Raw genomic sequence first — 17,633 nt, forward strand, 5'->3', positions numbered from 1 at the left:
ATAACGTTTTGGAGAATTGAATTCTAATGGTGCTTCGGACTTCCATTGACTTTATGATCTTTTGGCTTTATCGTCATAGCATATATTATTTATTAGATGAAGATAGATAGGGAGAGATTGGATCATATGGAACAAGCGATGTTTGCAGGCGGATGTTTTTGGTGCATGGTGACACCGTTTGAGGAATTACCAGGCATTCATGGAATTGTATCGGGATACGCGGGAGGGTTAACTGAGAATCCAACCTACGAAGAAGTCAAAACCGGAACAACGGGGCATTACGAGGTTGTGCAGATTACGTTTGATCCAGCGCTTTTTTCATACGAGAAGCTGCTTGAATTATATTGGCCTCAGATTGACCCTACCGATGATGGTGGGCAATTCCAGGATCGAGGAACTCAGTACCGGACAGCGATCTTCTATTATAATGAAGAACAGCGTTTAGCAGCTCTTGCCTCGAAGGAACAGGTTGCGGTCAGTGGCAGATTCTCCGGTCCAGTCGTTACGGAAATTCTTCCGGCGCCAGCTTTTTATCGTGCAGAAGAGTACCATCAGGATTATCATCATAAGAATCCCAAGCACTACAAAGAAGATCGGGAGCAATCCGGTCGGGATACTTTTATCGCTAAACACTGGTAAGTGTTGAAAAAACTTTAAACGAAGAGCATCCTGAGTCATTCATGGCTTACGGGATGCTCTTTTTCATTATATACAAATTTTATTTATTTTAAATTCTACATACTTTCCACACATTTGTAGACTAAACTACTCTAAATCAAGCGAGAACATCACACAGGAGGGTTTAGGATGAAAAAAATCATACCATTTGTTGCCGTTAGTTTGCTTTTGAGTACAGTGTTAACAAGCTGCCAATCAGGCAATAATGTTCCATCTAAGGTTAATTCGCAAGCTAGTTCTGCAACGGTGGAGCAACCATGGATAGCTACGAAGAATACTACTCGTATTAACACTTCAGATCCGATTCAAGCCGCAGTGTTAGTTTCTCAGACTTTATGGACTGCGCAAACAAAGAATAATAGACCTTCAAGTGTAGTTTTGACGGATGTGAGTAATTGGCAGATCGCCGCAGTTAGTGCAGATTTGATTCATCATCCCAGTAATGGGCCTGTACTGTATACTACAAAAGAAGGGGTTCCTGAGGTTACTCTCGCTGAACTTAAGCGACTGAATCCAATAGGTGCTGAAGGCAATAAAGGGGTTCAGGTAGTGCTTGTTGGGCCTATGGCATCCAATGTCGAACAACAATTAAAGGCCATTGATTTAAAAGTAGACCGGATAGAAGGGGATGAGCCAGCGGCAGTAGCTCAGGCTATAGATACTTATTACGCCAAAGCAGCGGGTGAACTTCCAAAGTCGGTCATTATTGGTTCTATGGATAGCCCTGAGTACACGTTGCCAGCAGTGAATTGGATCGCACATATGCCTGAACCTCTTCTCTTTGTAACCAAAGACGAAATTCCTAACTCAACGGTCGAGGCTTTAAAAGAACGTGGAGGTAGCGCAACCATTTACATCCTAGGACCAGAAGACATTGTCTCAGCAGATGTAGAAAAGCAATTAAAAGAATACGGAACAGTTCTCCGTATAGCTGGAGAAGATGTTTTTAAGAACGCTATAGCTTTTGCAAGTTTTAAGGATGCCAATAACGGATTCGGCTGGGGAATCAATACACCCGGTCATAACCTGTCTTTGTTAACCACGGATTCAACGATGCTCGCTATCGCCGCTGCGCCTTTTTCTCATTTGGGGAAACATGCGCCGCTTATTTTTACGGAAAAAGACGGGCTGCCAGATTCAGTAATGGAGTATATGATGGAGCTTCAACCTAAATTTCAAGATTCACCAGCAGAAGGTCCTTACAATCATGCTTGGATAAGTGGGGATAACCTTACAATAAATGAGCGAGCACAAAGTGAAATCGATGACATGCTAGAAATCTCACCTGCTGCAGGAGGCAATCCGCATTCCGGCCACTAACCATCATCACAGGCTGGCATCATTTAGGGATGATGTCGGCTTGTTCTGTGTTTTTTTTGTATAATGAGAAGAACTAGGTCATAAAGAGGGTGAACGGCTTGAATAAGCTACAGATACTGATCGTAGATGATGAGTGGAACATGCGGAATTTATTGCGGATTTATTTAAGTAAAGAAGGGATGTCTACAAAAGAGGCGTCAACGGGTCATGAGACACTCCAACTGTTGAAACAACACAGCTTTGACCTAATCTTGCTGGATGTGATGATGCCGGATATGGATGGCTGGCAGGTCTGCAAGCTGGTGAGGGAGTCAAGCTCTATCCCAATTCTAATGCTAACCGCACGTTCTGAAACCAAGGATAAGGTACGTGGTCTCGGTATAGGTGCAGATGATTATCTTACTAAACCATTTGAGCCGGAAGAATTAGTGGCTAGGATTTATTCTCTGCTGCGGCGTTCAACACTTACTTTTGTTCAACAACCTCAGGAAAAGGTGCTCACATACCCTAATTTTAAAATATACCCAGAAGCTAGGGAGGTACATATTCAGGATACATCCATTGAATTCACGCTCAAGGAGTTTGATCTACTGGCCACTTTGGCGCAAAACACTACCCGGGTTTTTACGAGAGAAGAACTGGTGGAGCGATTATGGGGGAATAATTATGAGGGGGAGAATCGTGTTATTGACACTCATATTAAGAATATCCGCGAGAAACTACATAAAGCAGGCCTAGCCTATAATCCGGTTCAGACGGTGTGGGGATTAGGTTATAAATTTCATGCTCCCGGTAATCAGGTATGAAAAATAACATCATCGGACTTAAGCTTGGTTTTGTTATTATGTCTGTTTTTGTGGTTGTTTTGCTTGTTCTTGGAATTACTATAGACCGGATGTTTACAAGCTTCTATTACAACGAGATGCAAAAAGAGACGGAGGAACTCACCTCACATTTTATTGGAATGGCGGAATCGCAGGATAGTTCAAACGAGCAGATGATGAGTACCTTTGCAGAATTTTCGGATGTCAGTATCTTTAATATCTCAAAGGATGGCAATGTGATACTCCACTCGGGTGTACATGATCGTTTGGATCGTTCATTCATCAATGCTTCGGATGTTAGTAGGATTTTTGCTGGGAAAAGTATTGATTTTGAGTATAAAGATCCTGCTGGACATTCTTATTTTATCATTGGAAAACCAATAATGGAGGGGGATACAACTCAGTCTGCACTTTATGTAATGTCCTCTACAGAGAGTATGAAGCAATCTTTGGCTTCCATCCGGAACCTGCTGCTGATTGCAGGAATAGGGGCTTTTATATTGGCTTTAGGGATCACTGGTGTGATCGCCATGATTTTGTCCAGACCTCTGATCAAGATGCAAAAGGCAACCCGGAAAATCGCGGCTGGCGAGCTGGAAACGAGACTGTCTATACGTAGTAACGATGAGATTGGTTTTTTGGCAGAGGCCATAAATGATCTGGCTGTCGATCTGCAACGATACAGGGATACAAGGCAGGAATTTCTGGCAAATATCTCACATGAGCTGAGAACGCCCATTACATATTTGGAGGGGTACACCAAGGTTATAAAAGATGGACTTTACGAGACCGAAGGGGAAAGAGATCTATACCTGGACATCATTCATCAGGAAGCACATCGGCTCCAGCATCTGGTGGATGATTTATTTGAACTGGCAAAGATGGAGGAAGGAAAGGTTACACTTACCCAAGAGTGGATCGATCTCAGTCAGCTAGCGGAACAAGCCGTGCGCAGAGTTGAACTGAAAGCAAAAGAGAAGGGGTTACACCTGAAGCTTCAGCTTAGCGGAGATGCGTATATGATCCGTGGAGATCAAAAACGTATGGAACAGATTATAATGAACCTTCTGGAAAATGCAATTCGTTATACGGATGAAGGCGAGATTATTGTTCATGTGGAATTTGCAGCGGATGCTGCAACTCTAATAGTTGAAGATACAGGAATAGGTATTCCTGAGGAAGAGCTTCCCTATATCTTCGAGCGTTTCTACCGGGTAGAGAAATCACGTTCAAGACAATACGGAGGTTCAGGTCTGGGACTTTCCATTGTTAAAAAGCTGGTGGAATTGCATGGAGGCAAGATTCGAATGATGAGTCAGCCTGGAGCGGGTACTCGTTGCGAGGTGCAACTATTGAATTTATCTAAATCCGAATACATGTAAGTAAAAAGAGACTTCAGATACAAAATGAGGTCTCTTTTTTGCATGTTTATAATGTTATTGATTCGACTCAAGCTCTTCAAGTGCCCATTCGCAAAATTGTATAGAGCTCTCCATATCAAGCACACGTTTGTGGATCAGTAAATAACGTCCAAAAGTGGTGGCTTTTAACTCACGCGTCTCACCGCGTTCATCACGTAAGACTTCGTTTGCTTTGAGCAAAACCTTGTATCGCTCCAGCTCACTTTTACAAAACTCTGCACGTTTTAGCAATAGGTCCTTGGCTTCTTCCGGGTTGGATAGCCATAAGCTATACAGCTTAAAATGCAGCTCATCCCGTAGCACCGGAGGCTCTGCAGTAGTTTCCACCCATTGCCGCAATTGCTCCAGTCCTGCTTTCGTAATGGAGTATTCTTTTTTATCCGGTTTATCGGTCTGTTCAATGAGCTTAAAGGTGATATAACCTTGCTGCTCCATGCTCATTAATAGAGGGTAGATTTGACTATGTCCAGCACGCCAGAGCGGCTTGATATTCTGAGTTAATTCATATCCAGACAATGAGTTAGCGCTAAGTAAAGCTAGAAGTCCATAAGACAGTGTATTCATTACTATAAAGCCCTCCAGTTATTATAAATCCGTTTTCATTGAATTTTTCGGGGATATGTCATCATTGACATATTGATCATACGATTATAACATTATTCAAGTCACCTTATATATGTAAAAGTAGACATATAAAAAATAATGAGGAGAGGAAGCATGGAAGAAAATCAAGCAAGCAAAATACATTTTTGGCCGATCATGATTGCCATATTCTTCGGAAATTTCGTCTCTGTCTTAAGTACAACGACGATCAACATTGCTGTTCCTCTTTTAATGGATCATTTCAATACGAGTCTGAACACCATGCAATGGATGGTCACGGGTTTTATGCTGGCGACAGGAGTAACCGCACCACTCGCCGGCTATCTCGGAGGAAGATTCAGCTACAAAAGGCTTTATCTTTTCGCCTTGATGGGATTCACCATGTTCTCTTTGTTTTGTGCTTTGGCATGGGATCCAACATCATTAATTGTATTTCGGATGCTTCAGGGTTCGTGCAGCGGTCTCATCATGGCTTGTACGATGACCATCATATTTCAAGTAATACCGGGAGAACGCAGACCTTTTGCAGTAAGCCTCTGGTCGTTATCCGCGATGGTCGCGCCAGCCATAGGACCAACGTTTAGCGGGTGGCTGCTCCAATATGCCAGCTGGCATTGGTTATTCTTAATTAACATCCCTATTGGAATCATAGCTGTTATTCTAACCCTAACGTTAATTCCATATTATCGAATGAATATTCCGAAGTCATTTGATATTCCTGGTTTCCTTACCGTTGTCCTCGGTAGTTTATCATTATTAACTGCATTTAGCCAAGGCAATAGCTGGGGATGGACTTCGTGGAAAACCTTATCGTTAATCCTTTTGGGAGTTGTATTGTTAGTTTTGTTTGTTTTGCGCGAGCTGAAGGCGGAGGTACCTCTGCTGAATTTGCGTGTATTCCGTAATCGCCGTTTTACCGCCATGCTTAGTATCTATAGTTTAGTTACGATTGCGATGTATGCCGGAACCTATTTAACCCCTTTGTTCTTACAAACGGTAGAAGGGGCTACAACGCTTAAAACAGGGCTGATTTTATTGCCGTCCTCGATCCTCCTTGCCTTACTGAGTCCAATCGTAGGTAAGCTGTATCCAAAGTTCGGACCTGTGAAGTTGATTTCTGCGGGAATTTTATTTATATTCATCGGTTTATTCATGCTTAGTCGGCTGCAAACGAACATATCTTATAGCTTTATTATGTGGGCGATGGTCGTTCGTAATCTCGGCATTGGACTAGCCAATGTTCCAAGCAGTACAGCCTCAATGGAGGAAATTCCTGTCGAATGGTCTGGGCATGCTACGTCGATCAACAACTGGGTTCGCAATGTGTTAAGCTCACTTGGGATTGCAGTATTCACCTCCCTGCTGTCGAGCAGATCCTTACTCCACTCTAAAGAGTTGATCAGCTCCGGTGCAAGTAATACAGATTCGATACGTTTGCTATCGTTCACGATGGGTGTGAATGATGTTTTTGTGGTAGGTTCCATTATTGTGTTGTTTGGATTTCCACTGATGTTTTTATTACGCAAGAAGCGTACTGTGGTAACTGTACAAAACGCAGGATAACCGGTACGATACAAAAAGCAGATCAAGGTTTTATCCTTGATCTGCTTTTTGTCTTAGATTACGTTTTGTTAATAAACTTTAATGCATCATATCGCCCATTCCACCCATACTCCCTACAATTTCCGGATTAATCATCCCGAATATCATCGCGATATGCGCCACGACCAAGAATCCACTAATAAGCAGAAAATGCAGCTTCATCTTGTGCTCTTCCGATCGTTTACGGGCAATCAGACCAAGATCTAACAAAGCCAGTGGCAATAAGAAGAGTACTCCGCTTAAATAGAAGCCCACGGCTACGATATCAACCCATGTGTGCCATTCCCCATTCACAGACAAAGGAATAAACGCAGTTGGGAACAAGTAGAGGAATACACCTGTGAAATATATCCCTGCGAGTATGCTGCAGACTTTGTTGAAGGATCGTAGTGGGCCTGTTAGATTCTTGGTGAACAAAATAATAAACTCTGTAATGGTAATCGTCTCAGCAAAAATCACGGGGATGGCCATGAATATAATCAAATTCCAAGGCTGGTTGTCCGCTAGCAAAGACATGTAATGCGTCATGTTCATAAGATACTCCTCCGATAATATGTAATAGCTTCAGTTACTTATCGTATTCGAGAAGTATGTGGAAAGTATGTGGAAACGAAGGTATGATAAATATATGCAATAATAACAGTCGAGGGGAGCAAGACAACCGTGGGAAGAGGATTACAAAACATTTTATTTGATTTAGATGGTACTTTAACAGACCCCAAAGAAGGCATCACCAAAAGCGTAGAATACGCTTTGAACAAATTTGATATACAGATCGAGCATTTGGATGAGCTTCTTCCTTACATAGGTCCTCCGTTATATGATTCATTTATCGAGCTGCACCATTTCACTGAGGAACAAGCGCTTCAAGCGGTTGCTTTTTACCGGGAGCGTTACAGTGCCACGGGATTATTTGAGAATATGGTGATTGAAGGTATACCCCAATTGCTGGAGGGACTTAAGACGAATGGATACTCATTGTATGTAGCAACCTCCAAACCGACTGTTTTTGCAGCACAGATTCTTGAGCATTATAAGCTCGATCATTATTTCAAACATATCGGAGGAAGTAATCTGGACGGTACCCGTTCTAAGAAGCAAGAGGTTATTCAGTACGTGCTTGATGAGAATGACATACATCCAGAGGAAGCGGTAATGATAGGGGATCGTAAGCATGATATCATCGGTGCTATTGGCTGTAGTGTTGAATCCATTGGAGTGACTTTTGGTTATGGTCCCAAGGAAGAGCTTGAACAAGCCGGAGCAGACCATATCGCCTTTCGTGTGGAAGAAATTGCAGATATCATTCAGCATATTTCATTGAGAGAACGGTGTACCAAATGAATGTTATGAATACAGAACTGCTTGACGGGAAATCGATTAAGCTGGTTCCAATAGATGAAAGTCATGCAGAAGGATTGGCGAGAGTGTTAAGAAATCCAGACATCTGGGAATTTACCTGGCGAAAAATAACGTCGGACGAGCAGGTGCAAGGATTAATCTCAACAGCTTTAGCGAATCAAAAGAACGGTTCACAAATTACCTTTACTATCATTGATAAAGCAACGGAGCGAATTATCGGAACCACTCGTATTATGCATCCGGATTTGGTTCATCGTAACGCTGAAATTGGATGTACCTGGATCTCACCAGACTATTGGAGAACTAGTGTGAACACAGAAGGCAAGTCGCTGCTGCTACACTATTGTTTTGAAGAACTAAAGCTGATCCGCGTAGAATTTACAGTGGTCGCGAACAACTTGAGGTCACAAAGAGCAGTAGAACGAATAGGGGCGGTTAAAGAAGGGGTTCTGCGTAAGCATAGAATCAAGTCTGACGGATCGATTCATGATAATGTGGTCTTTAGCATATTGGATACCGAATGGCCTGCTGTAAAAGAGAATCTGCATTATCTGATAAATGATAAATACGCATAAGTATAGATGAAGCAAACAAACGGGCTAGGGGCCGTTCCATAGGGAGCTACACTTCATCTATAATTGATGAATCAGAGTGATGACGGAAGCAATTTGTTAAAGCAGAGTGAGCGTTTAATTGTATTTTGTACAACTATAATTCCTTAATTGGTCGGGGCATAGATATAACTGTATTTAGTACATCTATATTCCTCATATAATTCCTTATAGGTGGATTTTCAGGGTTTTAATTGTACAGAATACAATTAAAACAAGAATAGTTACTTTTGCATACGGAATAAGTGTACAGAATGCAGTTATTTCACATTTACCCTATATCACTCTCCATTATCTCATTCGAATCCTTTAAATTAGGTGCTAGAAGTATAACAAGAGGGAATGCACTGGAAGCTACGTTCTGTCTGAAAGGATTTCTTCAAGGCATCAGACTTGCAACTCCTGCTTAGTGAGGATGAATATACTTGGTGGATCAGCGGATGATTAAGCGAGTTAAGTCAGAGGGTATAAGGATTTGCCCATGAATTTGCTTAAACCCCCCACAGATCAAAAACACCAGGCAGTGATACTCCAATTCCCGGAGAATCGCTGCCTGGTTGTTTTTTTAATAACAGAGACCGCTACAAATTCTAGAAAGAGCTGCTTGGAGCAGCGCCTTCTTTTATGATTCAGCCAATAGGCTGCTTATGGTTATTGTTTAGGACTTACAAGGATTTTTACTTGATTTTTTTCTTTCAAAAGAGCCTCAAACCCGTGATCAATCACTTCATTCAGTTTAATTCTCTTAGTAACAAGTTTTTCAGCAGGGAAGTACCCTTGTTCCATCAAGCTAATTACAGCGGGGAAAACATCACGGTAACCAATGATACCAGTTAAGTTGCGTTCTTTAAGTACGATATTGTTTGGAGTAATCGTAGCATCTTTTTCGAAAATACTAACGATCATGATTTGTCCACTCAATTTAGTGGAATTGATTGCTTGGGTTAGAACGGGAGGTACGCCTGTCACTTCAAACGCAACATCTACGCCACCATCGGTACGTTTTTGAATTTCTTCGACCACATCATATTGTTTAGGATCGATTACAATACCACCAAGTTCTTCAGCTTTACTCTTACGTTCCTCGGAAAGTTCTACTACATAGATTTCAGCTGCGCCGGATGCTTTCAAAGCTTCAATGACCAGCAAACCGATTGGGCCAGCACCGAATACTACAGCTTTATCTCCAACCTTGAGTTGACTGGAACGAACAGCGTGTAGAGCAACGGCAGAAGGTTCCACCAGAGCACCTTGTTCATAGGATAAGCTGTCTGGAATTTTGTGCACCATATGTTGGTCTGCTGCGACGTATTCTGAGAATCCACCGCCACCACCAGCCAAACCTAGGAAGCCCATTTTTTCACAAAGATTATATTTACCTTGTCGACAAGCTACACATTCACCACATGCAAAAACAGGCTCGACGACGACGCGATCACCAACATTAAACTTGCTAACGCCTTGACCTACTTCTACGATTTGTCCAGAGAATTCATGTCCCATTACGACTGGAGCTTTTTCACCAGTAAGGGGATGATCTGTTCCTTGGGGAATGAAAATAGGGCCGGCTACATATTCGTGAAGATCGCTGCCACAAATTCCGCACCATTCGATTTTGATTTTCACTTTTCCTTCAAGGGCTGCTGGTTCTTCAATCGTTTCTAACCGTAGATCTTTGACGTTATGCCATCTTAATGCTTGCATATCATTCATCTCCTAGATTAATAATTGATAATAAATAGTGTTTTATTTCTGGAAAAGAGGAAACGTTTCCGAGAACAAATATGTCACATAATTTTCATATTGTCAAATTTAAATAATGAAAATATTAATATTGAAAATTAGTGAAATATTTCACTAAAACAGAGTTATATCAAGCCTTTAGGCTCACATTAGTCGTTGAGATAAGTATTCTTCTATGTACTATTATGTTATAATCTATACATTGGAATTTTGATTTTAGATGAGTGGAATAGAGATAAATACGAAAACGATTCCGGAAATAAGGGGACTATCAGAGTGGCTAATAAAAACAAAGTAACCATAGAGGATGTAGCGAAACGGGCGGGGGTAGGTATTGCTACTGTCTCAAGAGCCATTAATAATTCAGAGGGAATTAGTTCCAAGACCAAGGCGCTGGTACTGCAAGTGATTGAGGAGATGGGTTTCACTCCAAATACCTCTGCGCAAAGCCTCAAAATCCGCCAAACGAAGCAAATTGCTCTGGCCGTTCCTGACATTCGCAACGCAATTATTCCGGATATCGCCTGGTCCGTAGAGCAAGCCGCCAAACAACATAGCTATCGGGTAATCCAGATTAATACTTCTGGCAACCCGCGGACTGAGCTCGAAACAATCCGTGAGGTCAAAAAATTACATGTAGATGGACTCATTATCATGCCTCTTGCTTATCCAAAGACCATGGTAGAGTTAATTAATAAATCGAGTGTTCCGGTCTCTATCATTAACTACGGGAAAAGAATCACAGAAAATGTGAAAGCTGACATCGTTAGTTTGTCACGTTTTGAAGGACAATTAGTGATGGAGCATTTAATCAATATCGGTCGTACTAGGATTGCATATGCAGGGGCACAAAAAGATCTTATTGAAGATCGTTATCTTGCTTATCAGCAAGCTTTAAATCAAGTGGATATTTCGCTTGTATATTTTGGCGAAGACTTTTCCTTGCAAACTGGACTACAAGCCGCTGACTATTTCTACAGCCTGACGCATATGCCAGATGCTATTTATGCAGTGAATGACATGGTGGCCATAGGTATTGTGAATCGTTTTAAAGAATTAGGCGTTCGTGTTCCAGAAGATGTGGCGGTGGTTGGGGTAGATAATAACGCATGGACAACCATTACAAGTCCGCAGATTAGTTCGGTCTCGATCATGGGGAATGAAGTGGCACGATTAGCCACACAGCTTCTTTTGCAACGTATTCAGGATAATATTACCGGGGAGTATCAAAGGGTGCAGCTTGATCCGCGATTAATCGTGCGAGAGTCAAGTGTTTCGGTTAGACGTAGTACGAATTAAAGGCCTCAAGTTTGCGACTACTAAGAATGAATAGGTTGTAAATCCTTTAAATCCTGCTAGACTTAATACAGAGTAATTTGATTGGAAATTAAGAAATGAGGTGCGGATCATTATGGCTAATATTTATAAGAGCTTAACCGATCTGATCGGAAATACACCGTTATTAGAGATTTCAAAGTATAGTAAAACCCAAAACGTAGAAGCAAGGGTTCTTGCCAAGCTGGAATCTTTTAATCCTGCAGGTAGTGTTAAAGATCGTATTGGATATGCAATGATCAAAGATGCGGAAGAGAGAGGTCTCATTAATAAAGATTCTGTCATTATTGAGCCTACTAGTGGAAACACTGGGATAGGACTTGCTTTTGCAGCTGCTAGCTTAGGGTATTCACTGATCATCGTCCTACCAGATACATTTAGTATTGAACGCCGTAAATTAATGCTGGCATTAGGTGCTGAGCTTGTGTTAACACCGGGAACTGAAGGAATGAGCGGAGCTGTAAGAAAGGCAGAACAATTAGCTGCGGAAATTCCAAATTCATTTATTCCTCAGCAATTCAGCAATCCTGCGAACCCGGAAATACACAGAACGACTACAGCAGAGGAGATTTGGCGGGATACCGATGGAGATGTTGATATTTTCATAGCGGGTGTTGGTTCTGGAGGCACTATCTCGGGTGTTGGGAAAGCGTTGAAAGAAAAGAACCCCGCAGTCCAAATTGTCGCCATCGAGCCGTTTGATTCCCCTGTTTTATCAGGAGGCCGTCCTAAGGGACATGGGATTCAGGGCATTGGAGCAAACTTTATTCCGGAGAATTACGATAATGAAGTGGTGGATGAGATTTTTCAGGTGAAAAATGATGATGCCTATAGCGTATCACGTGCTCTTGCGCGAACAGAAGGATTGCTGGTGGGTATCTCCTCCGGAGCAGCTGTTTACGCAGCTACACAAATCGCTAAGCGTCCTGAGAATAAGGACAAGACCATCGTGGTGATTCTGCCGGATACCGGTGAACGTTACTTAACCACTACGCTGTTTGATTTTTAACGGAACATGAGCGCTAGATCCAAGGAATTGGCTTTAAAAAGCAAGCAAAAGGTTCAGCTATAGGCTGAGCCTTTTTGTTGTTGGAGTATTGGCTGTATAGCTCCAGATAACGGGTATCTCAAGTAACTAAGAAGTTTAAGAGGGATTCAAATCTCCTATTATTACACGTAGCTAAGAAGTTCAAGGGGGATTCCAAACCTCCCATTTTGTATAGTAGCCAAGGAAGTTCAGTGTGTTACGGACCGTATTGCAGCTATTTCGCCTTTTCAGCTCATTTTGCTGCGTTATCGGACTGAATAGCACTTATTGGCCAACATTTGCGGATAAGTGGTGTGGTTTTGAGCAAATAGCTGCAACTGAGTCCGATAGCCTGCCGCAAACGCTCGAATCAACAGAATAACGTCTCCTGAGTCCGATGAATCGGCGAAAAGTGTGTTATCTCAGTAGGAGGGATCCAAAACTCCCATTATTTCAAGTAACTAAGAGAGTTCAGTGTGTTCCGGACCGTATTGCAGCTATTTCAGCATTTCAGCTCATTTTGCTGCGTTATCGGACTGAATAGCACTTATTGGCCAACATTTGTGGATAAACAGTGTGGTTTTGAGTAAATAGCTGCAACTGAGTCCGATAGCCTGCCGCAAACGCTCAAATAAACAGAATAACGTCTCCTGAGTCCGATGAATCGGCGAAAAGTGTGTTATCCAGCAGGGGATTCCAAAACTCCAATGTACCTCAAGTAACTAAGAAGTTTAAGAAGGATCCAAAACTCCCATTATTTCAAGTAACTAAGAGAGTTCAGTGTGTTACGGACCGTATTGCAGCTATTTCGCCTTTTCAGCTCATTTTGCTGCGTTATCGGACTGTATAGCACTTATTGGCCAACATTTGCGGAAAAGTGGTGTGGTTTTAAGTAAATAGCTGCAACTGAGTCCGATAGCCTGCCGCAAACGCTCAAATAAACAGAATAACGTCTCCTGAGTCCGATGCATCAGTGAAAAGTATGTTATCCAGTAGGGAATTCCAAATCTCCAATGCTCTTGAGTTTGATCCATCAACACAACACGATGATTGCCCCTGAAGTGACTCGCACGCCTCAAATCACCCGCCTCATAAACTCTAACCGTTTTTTCCTGTTGTGTAATTTCCAGTTTAGAATAAAATGGAACTATTCCGCTAACCGCGCGTAACCGATAAATAAGAGAGATAATGATAGATCAGGAGGTACATATGAACACGAGAACTCTAAAAATACTGCTACATACCACACTTGCTGCCTTATTGTTAAGTGTATTGCTTTTGCCGGCCGTAAGTTTAGCCAAAACTGCTGTACCTAAGCATACAGGGTCATTTTATGTGAATGATTTTGCGAATGTGATTGACGAGAAAGCAGAGAATTACATGGTGAACTACGGTATTCGATTACATCAGGCTACTGGAGCTCAAGTTGTGCTTGTAACTGTCGATTCTACTGAAGGGGTTTCGATGGAAGAGTATGCAAAATCGCTTTTCAATAGCTGGGGTGTGGGGGCTGCGGATAAAAATAACGGTCTGCTGCTGCTCCTTTCTATAAAAGATGATGATTATTGGGCGGTACAAGGTAAAGGTATAGAGGAATCATTGCCTAACAGTAAGATTAAAGAGATTCTTTCACAATATCTTGAGCCGGATTTCGCAGCTAAAACATACAGTAATGGTGCTAGGAAGACGTATGGAGCTTTTATTCAAGCTATGGGCGGCACTTGGGCAGAAAATGTTGGCACCAAAAATTACGTATCCGATAATGCGGGTGTGCTCAAAAAAGTAACTAAAGACTATCTGAACGATTCCAGCAACAGATATAAAACAACAACCGGAAGTGGAATTTATGTGGTCACCGTAAAAAATGCTGGAGATAAAACATTGCAGGACTATACCTATATGAAGTTTGCTTCGGTAGGTGCGGGTCCTAAGGATGTTATGCTGGTATTGGACATAGGCGGAGACAACTATCATGTTCTACAAGGCAAGGATATCGACAAGGTTTTAACCAATGAGGCTATTAGTAATATTTTAAATACCGTGCTTGAACCCCAATTTGTGAAAAAAGATTACGGTACGGGAGCTACAACGACAGTTAATTCGTTCTACAGTTTCTTGTTAGCTAGAGCGGATCATCCGCAAGGAGTCACTGGAAACAACGGAAACAATGTTAATCCTGGAACTACAACGAACTCTGGTTCTTCCTCTACTACAGCTACAAGTGGAGGTGAGGCGGTTAGTAAAAGCAAGGCTTTTCTAATTTTCTCAGCGATTTTTGGTTCGCTTATCTTATTTGGATTTACTGCTTCACGACGCAATAGATATATAGAAATGTATGGTTTGCCATTTAATCCATATAGCCAAAGGAATATACGCCGTTATGGTCCTTGGCATGGTCAAGCGGATTACGGTTATGGCAGACGCTGGCACAGACGTTATTATCATCACCACCATAGGAATACAAACAATTCGCAATCAAGTTTCTGGGGAAACAGTGGTGGCGGAGGCTCTACTAACGGTGGCGGTGCAGGAAGGTATTCCTCAAGCAACGAGAACCATGGTGGTGGAGGTTCCAGCAGTGGTGGAGGAGCAGGAAGACATTCTTCAAGCTCATCCAGCCGCAGCTACTCAGATGATGATGATAGAGGCTCATCAGGTGGTGGCGGTTATTCCGGCGGTGGTGGCTCATCAGGCGGCGGCGGTAGCGCTAGCAGCGGCGGTGGAGTAGGAAGACATTAGATTTTGTTTAGCTTTAGATGAGCAGGTAGCCAAGATATTGGAAACCTGCTCTTTTTTGTTTTTGAAATGATGACTATTACTCAAATAGAAACTTTTAACGAAAATCATCGTCTATGATAAGGACGAGTTGTACATATTATCAAATTAGTAATATTTAGGGAGGAATACTCAGAAGTGAGCACTTCATCATTACCTCAACGTTTCAATGCACGCAATAAGAAACCTGTAAAGAAACCAATAAAAAAGCGGAAGAAACGAAGTTTTTTTCGCACCTTATCCAAAGTTTTTTTATTCTGCTTATTCTTAATGATCGCTGCTGGTGGATGGCTTTATTTTGCACCCTCGGCTCAGAACTTACGTTATACAATCGCAGATACGCTAATTACAACACAACATCGCTATATGGCTAAATATATTATAGGTGAAGATCAACTAAAGGAACGGGTAACCGAATATACCGCCCGTTTTGAAGAGATGGGGGACGAAATAGATACACATACGATCGCTCCCGAACCTGAGGTGGTAGAGAAGCCGCTTGTCGAGATTGAGAATGTCTCAGGCAGTGGCTATACCGGATATGTAATGATTGTTAATGATCCAACCAAAGTCCGACTAGGAATACCTAATAAGATTGGTTCAGGTGAAAAAGTAACCAGTATGGTGAAGCGTACAGGCGCTATCGCTGGAGTTAACGGTGGTGGGTTCGCTGATCCGAACTGGAAAGGTAACGGGTTTAAACCCATAGGAATTGTAGTCTCACAAGGTAAGTTATATTACAACGGTCTTGGCGGTAAAAAATCTACACAGATTGTTGGTCTTGATAAACAAGGGAAAATGGTTGCCGGGAATTATACGCTAGATGAGATTAGTAAAATGGGGGTTCAGGAGGCAGTTACTTTTAGCCCGCGGTTAATCGTCAATGGCAAAGGATTGATTAAGAATGCAGCAGAAGGTTGGGGGATTGCACCTAGAACAGCAATGGGTCAGCGGGCAGATGGCGCTATTATTTTTGTGGTAATTGACGGACGACAGCCTACTTATAGTATTGGAGCGAATCTCTATGATGTGCAGCAAATTTTGCTTAAGCATGGAGCTGTGATAGCGGCTAATCTGGATGGTGGATCTTCTACGGTACTAGTAAAAGATAATGAGATTATGAATAAACCCTCATCCCAATATGGTGAGCGGTATTTGCCTACAGCTTTTTTAGTTTTTGAGCATCCAGAACAGGTTGATATGCCAAATATCTGGAAAGGACTAGATCCTGCCAAGATTGATGCTGGGAAAAAGAGAACACAATAAGTACGCGTTATTGGGCACATAATAAGGATTATCTTGGAATGAGATGTGTATTTATGCTACGATATCAGCTAGTATGAAACAGAATGTAGTACGAATAGGTCTGGAACAGGGGGAATAGGAGTGACGTTGCAGCAGCTCCGCTACGCTATCGAAATTGCAAATAGTGGCTCCATGAATGAGGCGGCAAAGAAACTCTTTGTTTCTCAACCGAGCCTGTCCAACGCTATTAAAGAGCTTGAAAATGAACTTGGGATTACCATCTTTGAAAGGACGAACCGTGGAATCAGCATTTCTGTAGAAGGAATGGAATTTCTCGGATATGCCCGTCAAATCATTGAACAAACAGAGCTTATGGAGAATCGTTATACTGGGAAAAAGCGTAGCCCAATCTATTTTTCCATTTCGACTCAGCATTATGCTTTTGTGGTAGATGCTTTTGTGAGTCTCATGAAGCAAAGTGATGTCTCAGAGTACAACTTCAGCTTGAGAGAGACGCAAACCTACGACATCATCGAAGATGTGCGTACTCTACGTAGCGATTTGGGGATTCTTTATATTAACGAGAGCAACTATAAGCATATGAATAAGCTGTTCAGTGACGGTAATCTGAAATTCACGCCACTCTTTAATACTGACCCACATCTTTATGTTAGAACTGGACATCCGCTTGCCCAGAAGGAAAGGATCTCGCAGGACGATATCTTACCTTTTCCGTATATTACTTTTGAACAGGGTGAGAACAATTCACTTCACTTCTCGGAGGAAATGTTAAGTTTTTCTCAGATTGAGAAGAATATTAAAGTGAATGACCGGGCAACCTTGACCAATTTATTAATGGGCACGGACGGTTATACAGTGGGTACAGGAATCATGGCATCCGATCTGAACGGTAATGGACTGAAGACGATTCCATTTGAGAGTAATGAAGTATTCACGGTTGGTTGGATTGCGCATAAAGATCGTAGACCTAGTGTGATGGCATCCAAGTATATAGAAATCTTAAATGACTTGGTTTCCGGAAGTTATTTTGATCTTAATCATTTTTTACTATAGCTGTAGGAGGATC

At 42.0% G+C, this 17,633-nt stretch carries 15 protein-coding genes; 12 read left to right on the forward strand and 3 right to left on the reverse strand.

Annotation, left to right across the window (positions count from 1 at the left end):
- Positions 1-126 precede the first annotated feature (126 nt).
- The 4 genes from msrA (at position 127) to MHH50_RS14210 (ending at position 4,204) form a co-directional block, all read left to right on the forward strand.
- Positions 127-639: a peptide-methionine (S)-S-oxide reductase MsrA gene (msrA, locus tag MHH50_RS14195; RefSeq protein ID WP_076275682.1), complete on the forward strand. Its 513-nt coding sequence runs from the start codon at positions 127-129 to the stop codon at positions 637-639.
- Between the two features lie 168 nt (positions 640-807).
- Positions 808-1,998 carry an ArsR family transcriptional regulator gene (locus tag MHH50_RS14200; protein ID WP_076302007.1) on the forward strand — a complete coding sequence of 397 codons (1,191 nt, stop codon included), beginning with the start codon at positions 808-810 and terminating at the stop codon, positions 1,996-1,998.
- Between the two features lie 98 nt (positions 1,999-2,096).
- Entirely contained in the window at positions 2,097-2,804 is a 708-nt protein-coding gene (locus tag MHH50_RS14205; protein WP_340034484.1) for a response regulator transcription factor, read from the forward strand.
- Positions 2,801-4,204 (forward strand): HAMP domain-containing sensor histidine kinase, encoded by a 1,404-nt coding sequence (locus MHH50_RS14210; protein WP_312148082.1) that lies wholly within the window; start codon positions 2,801-2,803, stop codon positions 4,202-4,204. The genes MHH50_RS14205 and MHH50_RS14210 overlap by 4 nt, the downstream gene beginning before the upstream one ends.
- 54 nt (positions 4,205-4,258) lie before the next feature.
- Here the strand turns inward: MHH50_RS14210 and MHH50_RS14215 are convergent, their stop codons facing one another.
- Complete coding sequence (locus tag MHH50_RS14215; RefSeq protein ID WP_076219100.1) at positions 4,259-4,807, reverse strand: PadR family transcriptional regulator; 549 nt, start codon at positions 4,805-4,807, stop codon at positions 4,259-4,261.
- A 153-nt stretch (positions 4,808-4,960) separates the two neighbouring features.
- Here MHH50_RS14215 and MHH50_RS14220 point away from each other — a divergent pair, with 153 nt between their 5' ends.
- A complete protein-coding gene (locus tag MHH50_RS14220) occupies positions 4,961-6,409 on the forward strand; it encodes an MDR family MFS transporter (protein ID WP_076185870.1) in 1,449 nt (482 codons plus the stop codon).
- Between the two features lie 78 nt (positions 6,410-6,487).
- Here the strand turns inward: MHH50_RS14220 and MHH50_RS14225 are convergent, their stop codons facing one another.
- Positions 6,488-6,982 (reverse strand): DUF6803 family protein, encoded by a 495-nt coding sequence (locus tag MHH50_RS14225; protein ID WP_076129365.1) that lies wholly within the window; start codon positions 6,980-6,982, stop codon positions 6,488-6,490.
- A 129-nt stretch (positions 6,983-7,111) separates the two neighbouring features.
- Between MHH50_RS14225 and MHH50_RS14230 the strand changes: the two genes are divergently transcribed.
- Positions 7,112-7,792, forward strand: coding sequence for an HAD family hydrolase (locus tag MHH50_RS14230; protein ID WP_076219101.1), 681 nt, complete (start codon positions 7,112-7,114; stop codon positions 7,790-7,792).
- A gap of 5 nt (positions 7,793-7,797) precedes the next feature.
- Positions 7,798-8,385: a GNAT family N-acetyltransferase gene (locus MHH50_RS14235; RefSeq protein ID WP_340034485.1), complete on the forward strand. Its 588-nt coding sequence runs from the start codon at positions 7,798-7,800 to the stop codon at positions 8,383-8,385.
- 687 nt (positions 8,386-9,072) lie between these two features.
- On the opposite strand, the gene MHH50_RS14240 is transcribed toward MHH50_RS14235, so the two are convergent.
- Complete coding sequence (locus MHH50_RS14240; protein ID WP_076129368.1) at positions 9,073-10,125, reverse strand: 2,3-butanediol dehydrogenase; 1,053 nt, start codon at positions 10,123-10,125, stop codon at positions 9,073-9,075.
- A 315-nt stretch (positions 10,126-10,440) separates the two neighbouring features.
- Here MHH50_RS14240 and MHH50_RS14245 point away from each other — a divergent pair, with 315 nt between their 5' ends.
- The 5 genes from MHH50_RS14245 (at position 10,441) to MHH50_RS14265 (ending at position 17,620) form a co-directional block, all read left to right on the forward strand.
- Positions 10,441-11,463, forward strand: a complete 1,023-nt coding sequence (locus MHH50_RS14245) for a LacI family DNA-binding transcriptional regulator (RefSeq protein ID WP_076280535.1) — start codon at positions 10,441-10,443, stop codon at positions 11,461-11,463.
- Between the two features lie 112 nt (positions 11,464-11,575).
- The gene (gene cysK / locus MHH50_RS14250) at positions 11,576-12,508 is read left to right on the forward strand and encodes a cysteine synthase A (RefSeq protein WP_076129370.1); all 933 of its coding nucleotides are present in this window, start codon (positions 11,576-11,578) and stop codon (positions 12,506-12,508) included.
- Between the two features lie 1,227 nt (positions 12,509-13,735).
- On the forward strand, positions 13,736-15,265 hold the full coding sequence (locus tag MHH50_RS14255; protein WP_076184509.1) for a TPM domain-containing protein: 1,530 nt from the start codon (positions 13,736-13,738) through the stop codon (positions 15,263-15,265).
- Positions 15,266-15,439: 174 nt separating this feature from the next.
- Positions 15,440-16,567 carry a phosphodiester glycosidase family protein gene (locus MHH50_RS14260; RefSeq protein ID WP_340034486.1) on the forward strand — a complete coding sequence of 376 codons (1,128 nt, stop codon included), beginning with the start codon at positions 15,440-15,442 and terminating at the stop codon, positions 16,565-16,567.
- A 120-nt stretch (positions 16,568-16,687) separates the two neighbouring features.
- Entirely contained in the window at positions 16,688-17,620 is a 933-nt protein-coding gene (locus tag MHH50_RS14265) for a LysR family transcriptional regulator (protein ID WP_076105621.1), read from the forward strand.
- Positions 17,621-17,633 lie beyond the last annotated feature (13 nt).

Source organism: Paenibacillus sp. FSL H3-0302 (genome assembly GCF_037982245.1).
GTDB classification, from domain to species: domain Bacteria; phylum Bacillota; class Bacilli; order Paenibacillales; family Paenibacillaceae; genus Paenibacillus_AQ; species Paenibacillus_AQ odorifer.

What these genes read in the sequence shown, in the direction of transcription:
- msrA (WP_076275682.1), top strand. Translation starts at nt 127, where the DNA reads ATGGAACAAGCGATGTTTGCAGGCGGATGTTTTTGGTGCATGGTGACA.
- MHH50_RS14200 (WP_076302007.1), top strand. Translation starts at nt 808, where the DNA reads ATGAAAAAAATCATACCATTTGTTGCCGTTAGTTTGCTTTTGAGTACA.
- MHH50_RS14210 (WP_312148082.1), top strand. Translation starts at nt 2,801, where the DNA reads ATGAAAAATAACATCATCGGACTTAAGCTTGGTTTTGTTATTATGTCT.
- MHH50_RS14215 (WP_076219100.1), bottom strand. Translation starts at nt 4,807, where the DNA reads ATGAATACACTGTCTTATGGACTTCTAGCTTTACTTAGCGCTAACTCA.
- MHH50_RS14220 (WP_076185870.1), top strand. Translation starts at nt 4,961, where the DNA reads ATGGAAGAAAATCAAGCAAGCAAAATACATTTTTGGCCGATCATGATT.
- MHH50_RS14225 (WP_076129365.1), bottom strand. Translation starts at nt 6,982, where the DNA reads ATGAACATGACGCATTACATGTCTTTGCTAGCGGACAACCAGCCTTGG.
- MHH50_RS14235 (WP_340034485.1), top strand. Translation starts at nt 7,798, where the DNA reads ATGAATACAGAACTGCTTGACGGGAAATCGATTAAGCTGGTTCCAATA.
- MHH50_RS14240 (WP_076129368.1), bottom strand. Translation starts at nt 10,125, where the DNA reads ATGCAAGCATTAAGATGGCATAACGTCAAAGATCTACGGTTAGAAACG.
- cysK (WP_076129370.1), top strand. Translation starts at nt 11,576, where the DNA reads ATGGCTAATATTTATAAGAGCTTAACCGATCTGATCGGAAATACACCG.
- MHH50_RS14255 (WP_076184509.1), top strand. Translation starts at nt 13,736, where the DNA reads ATGAACACGAGAACTCTAAAAATACTGCTACATACCACACTTGCTGCC.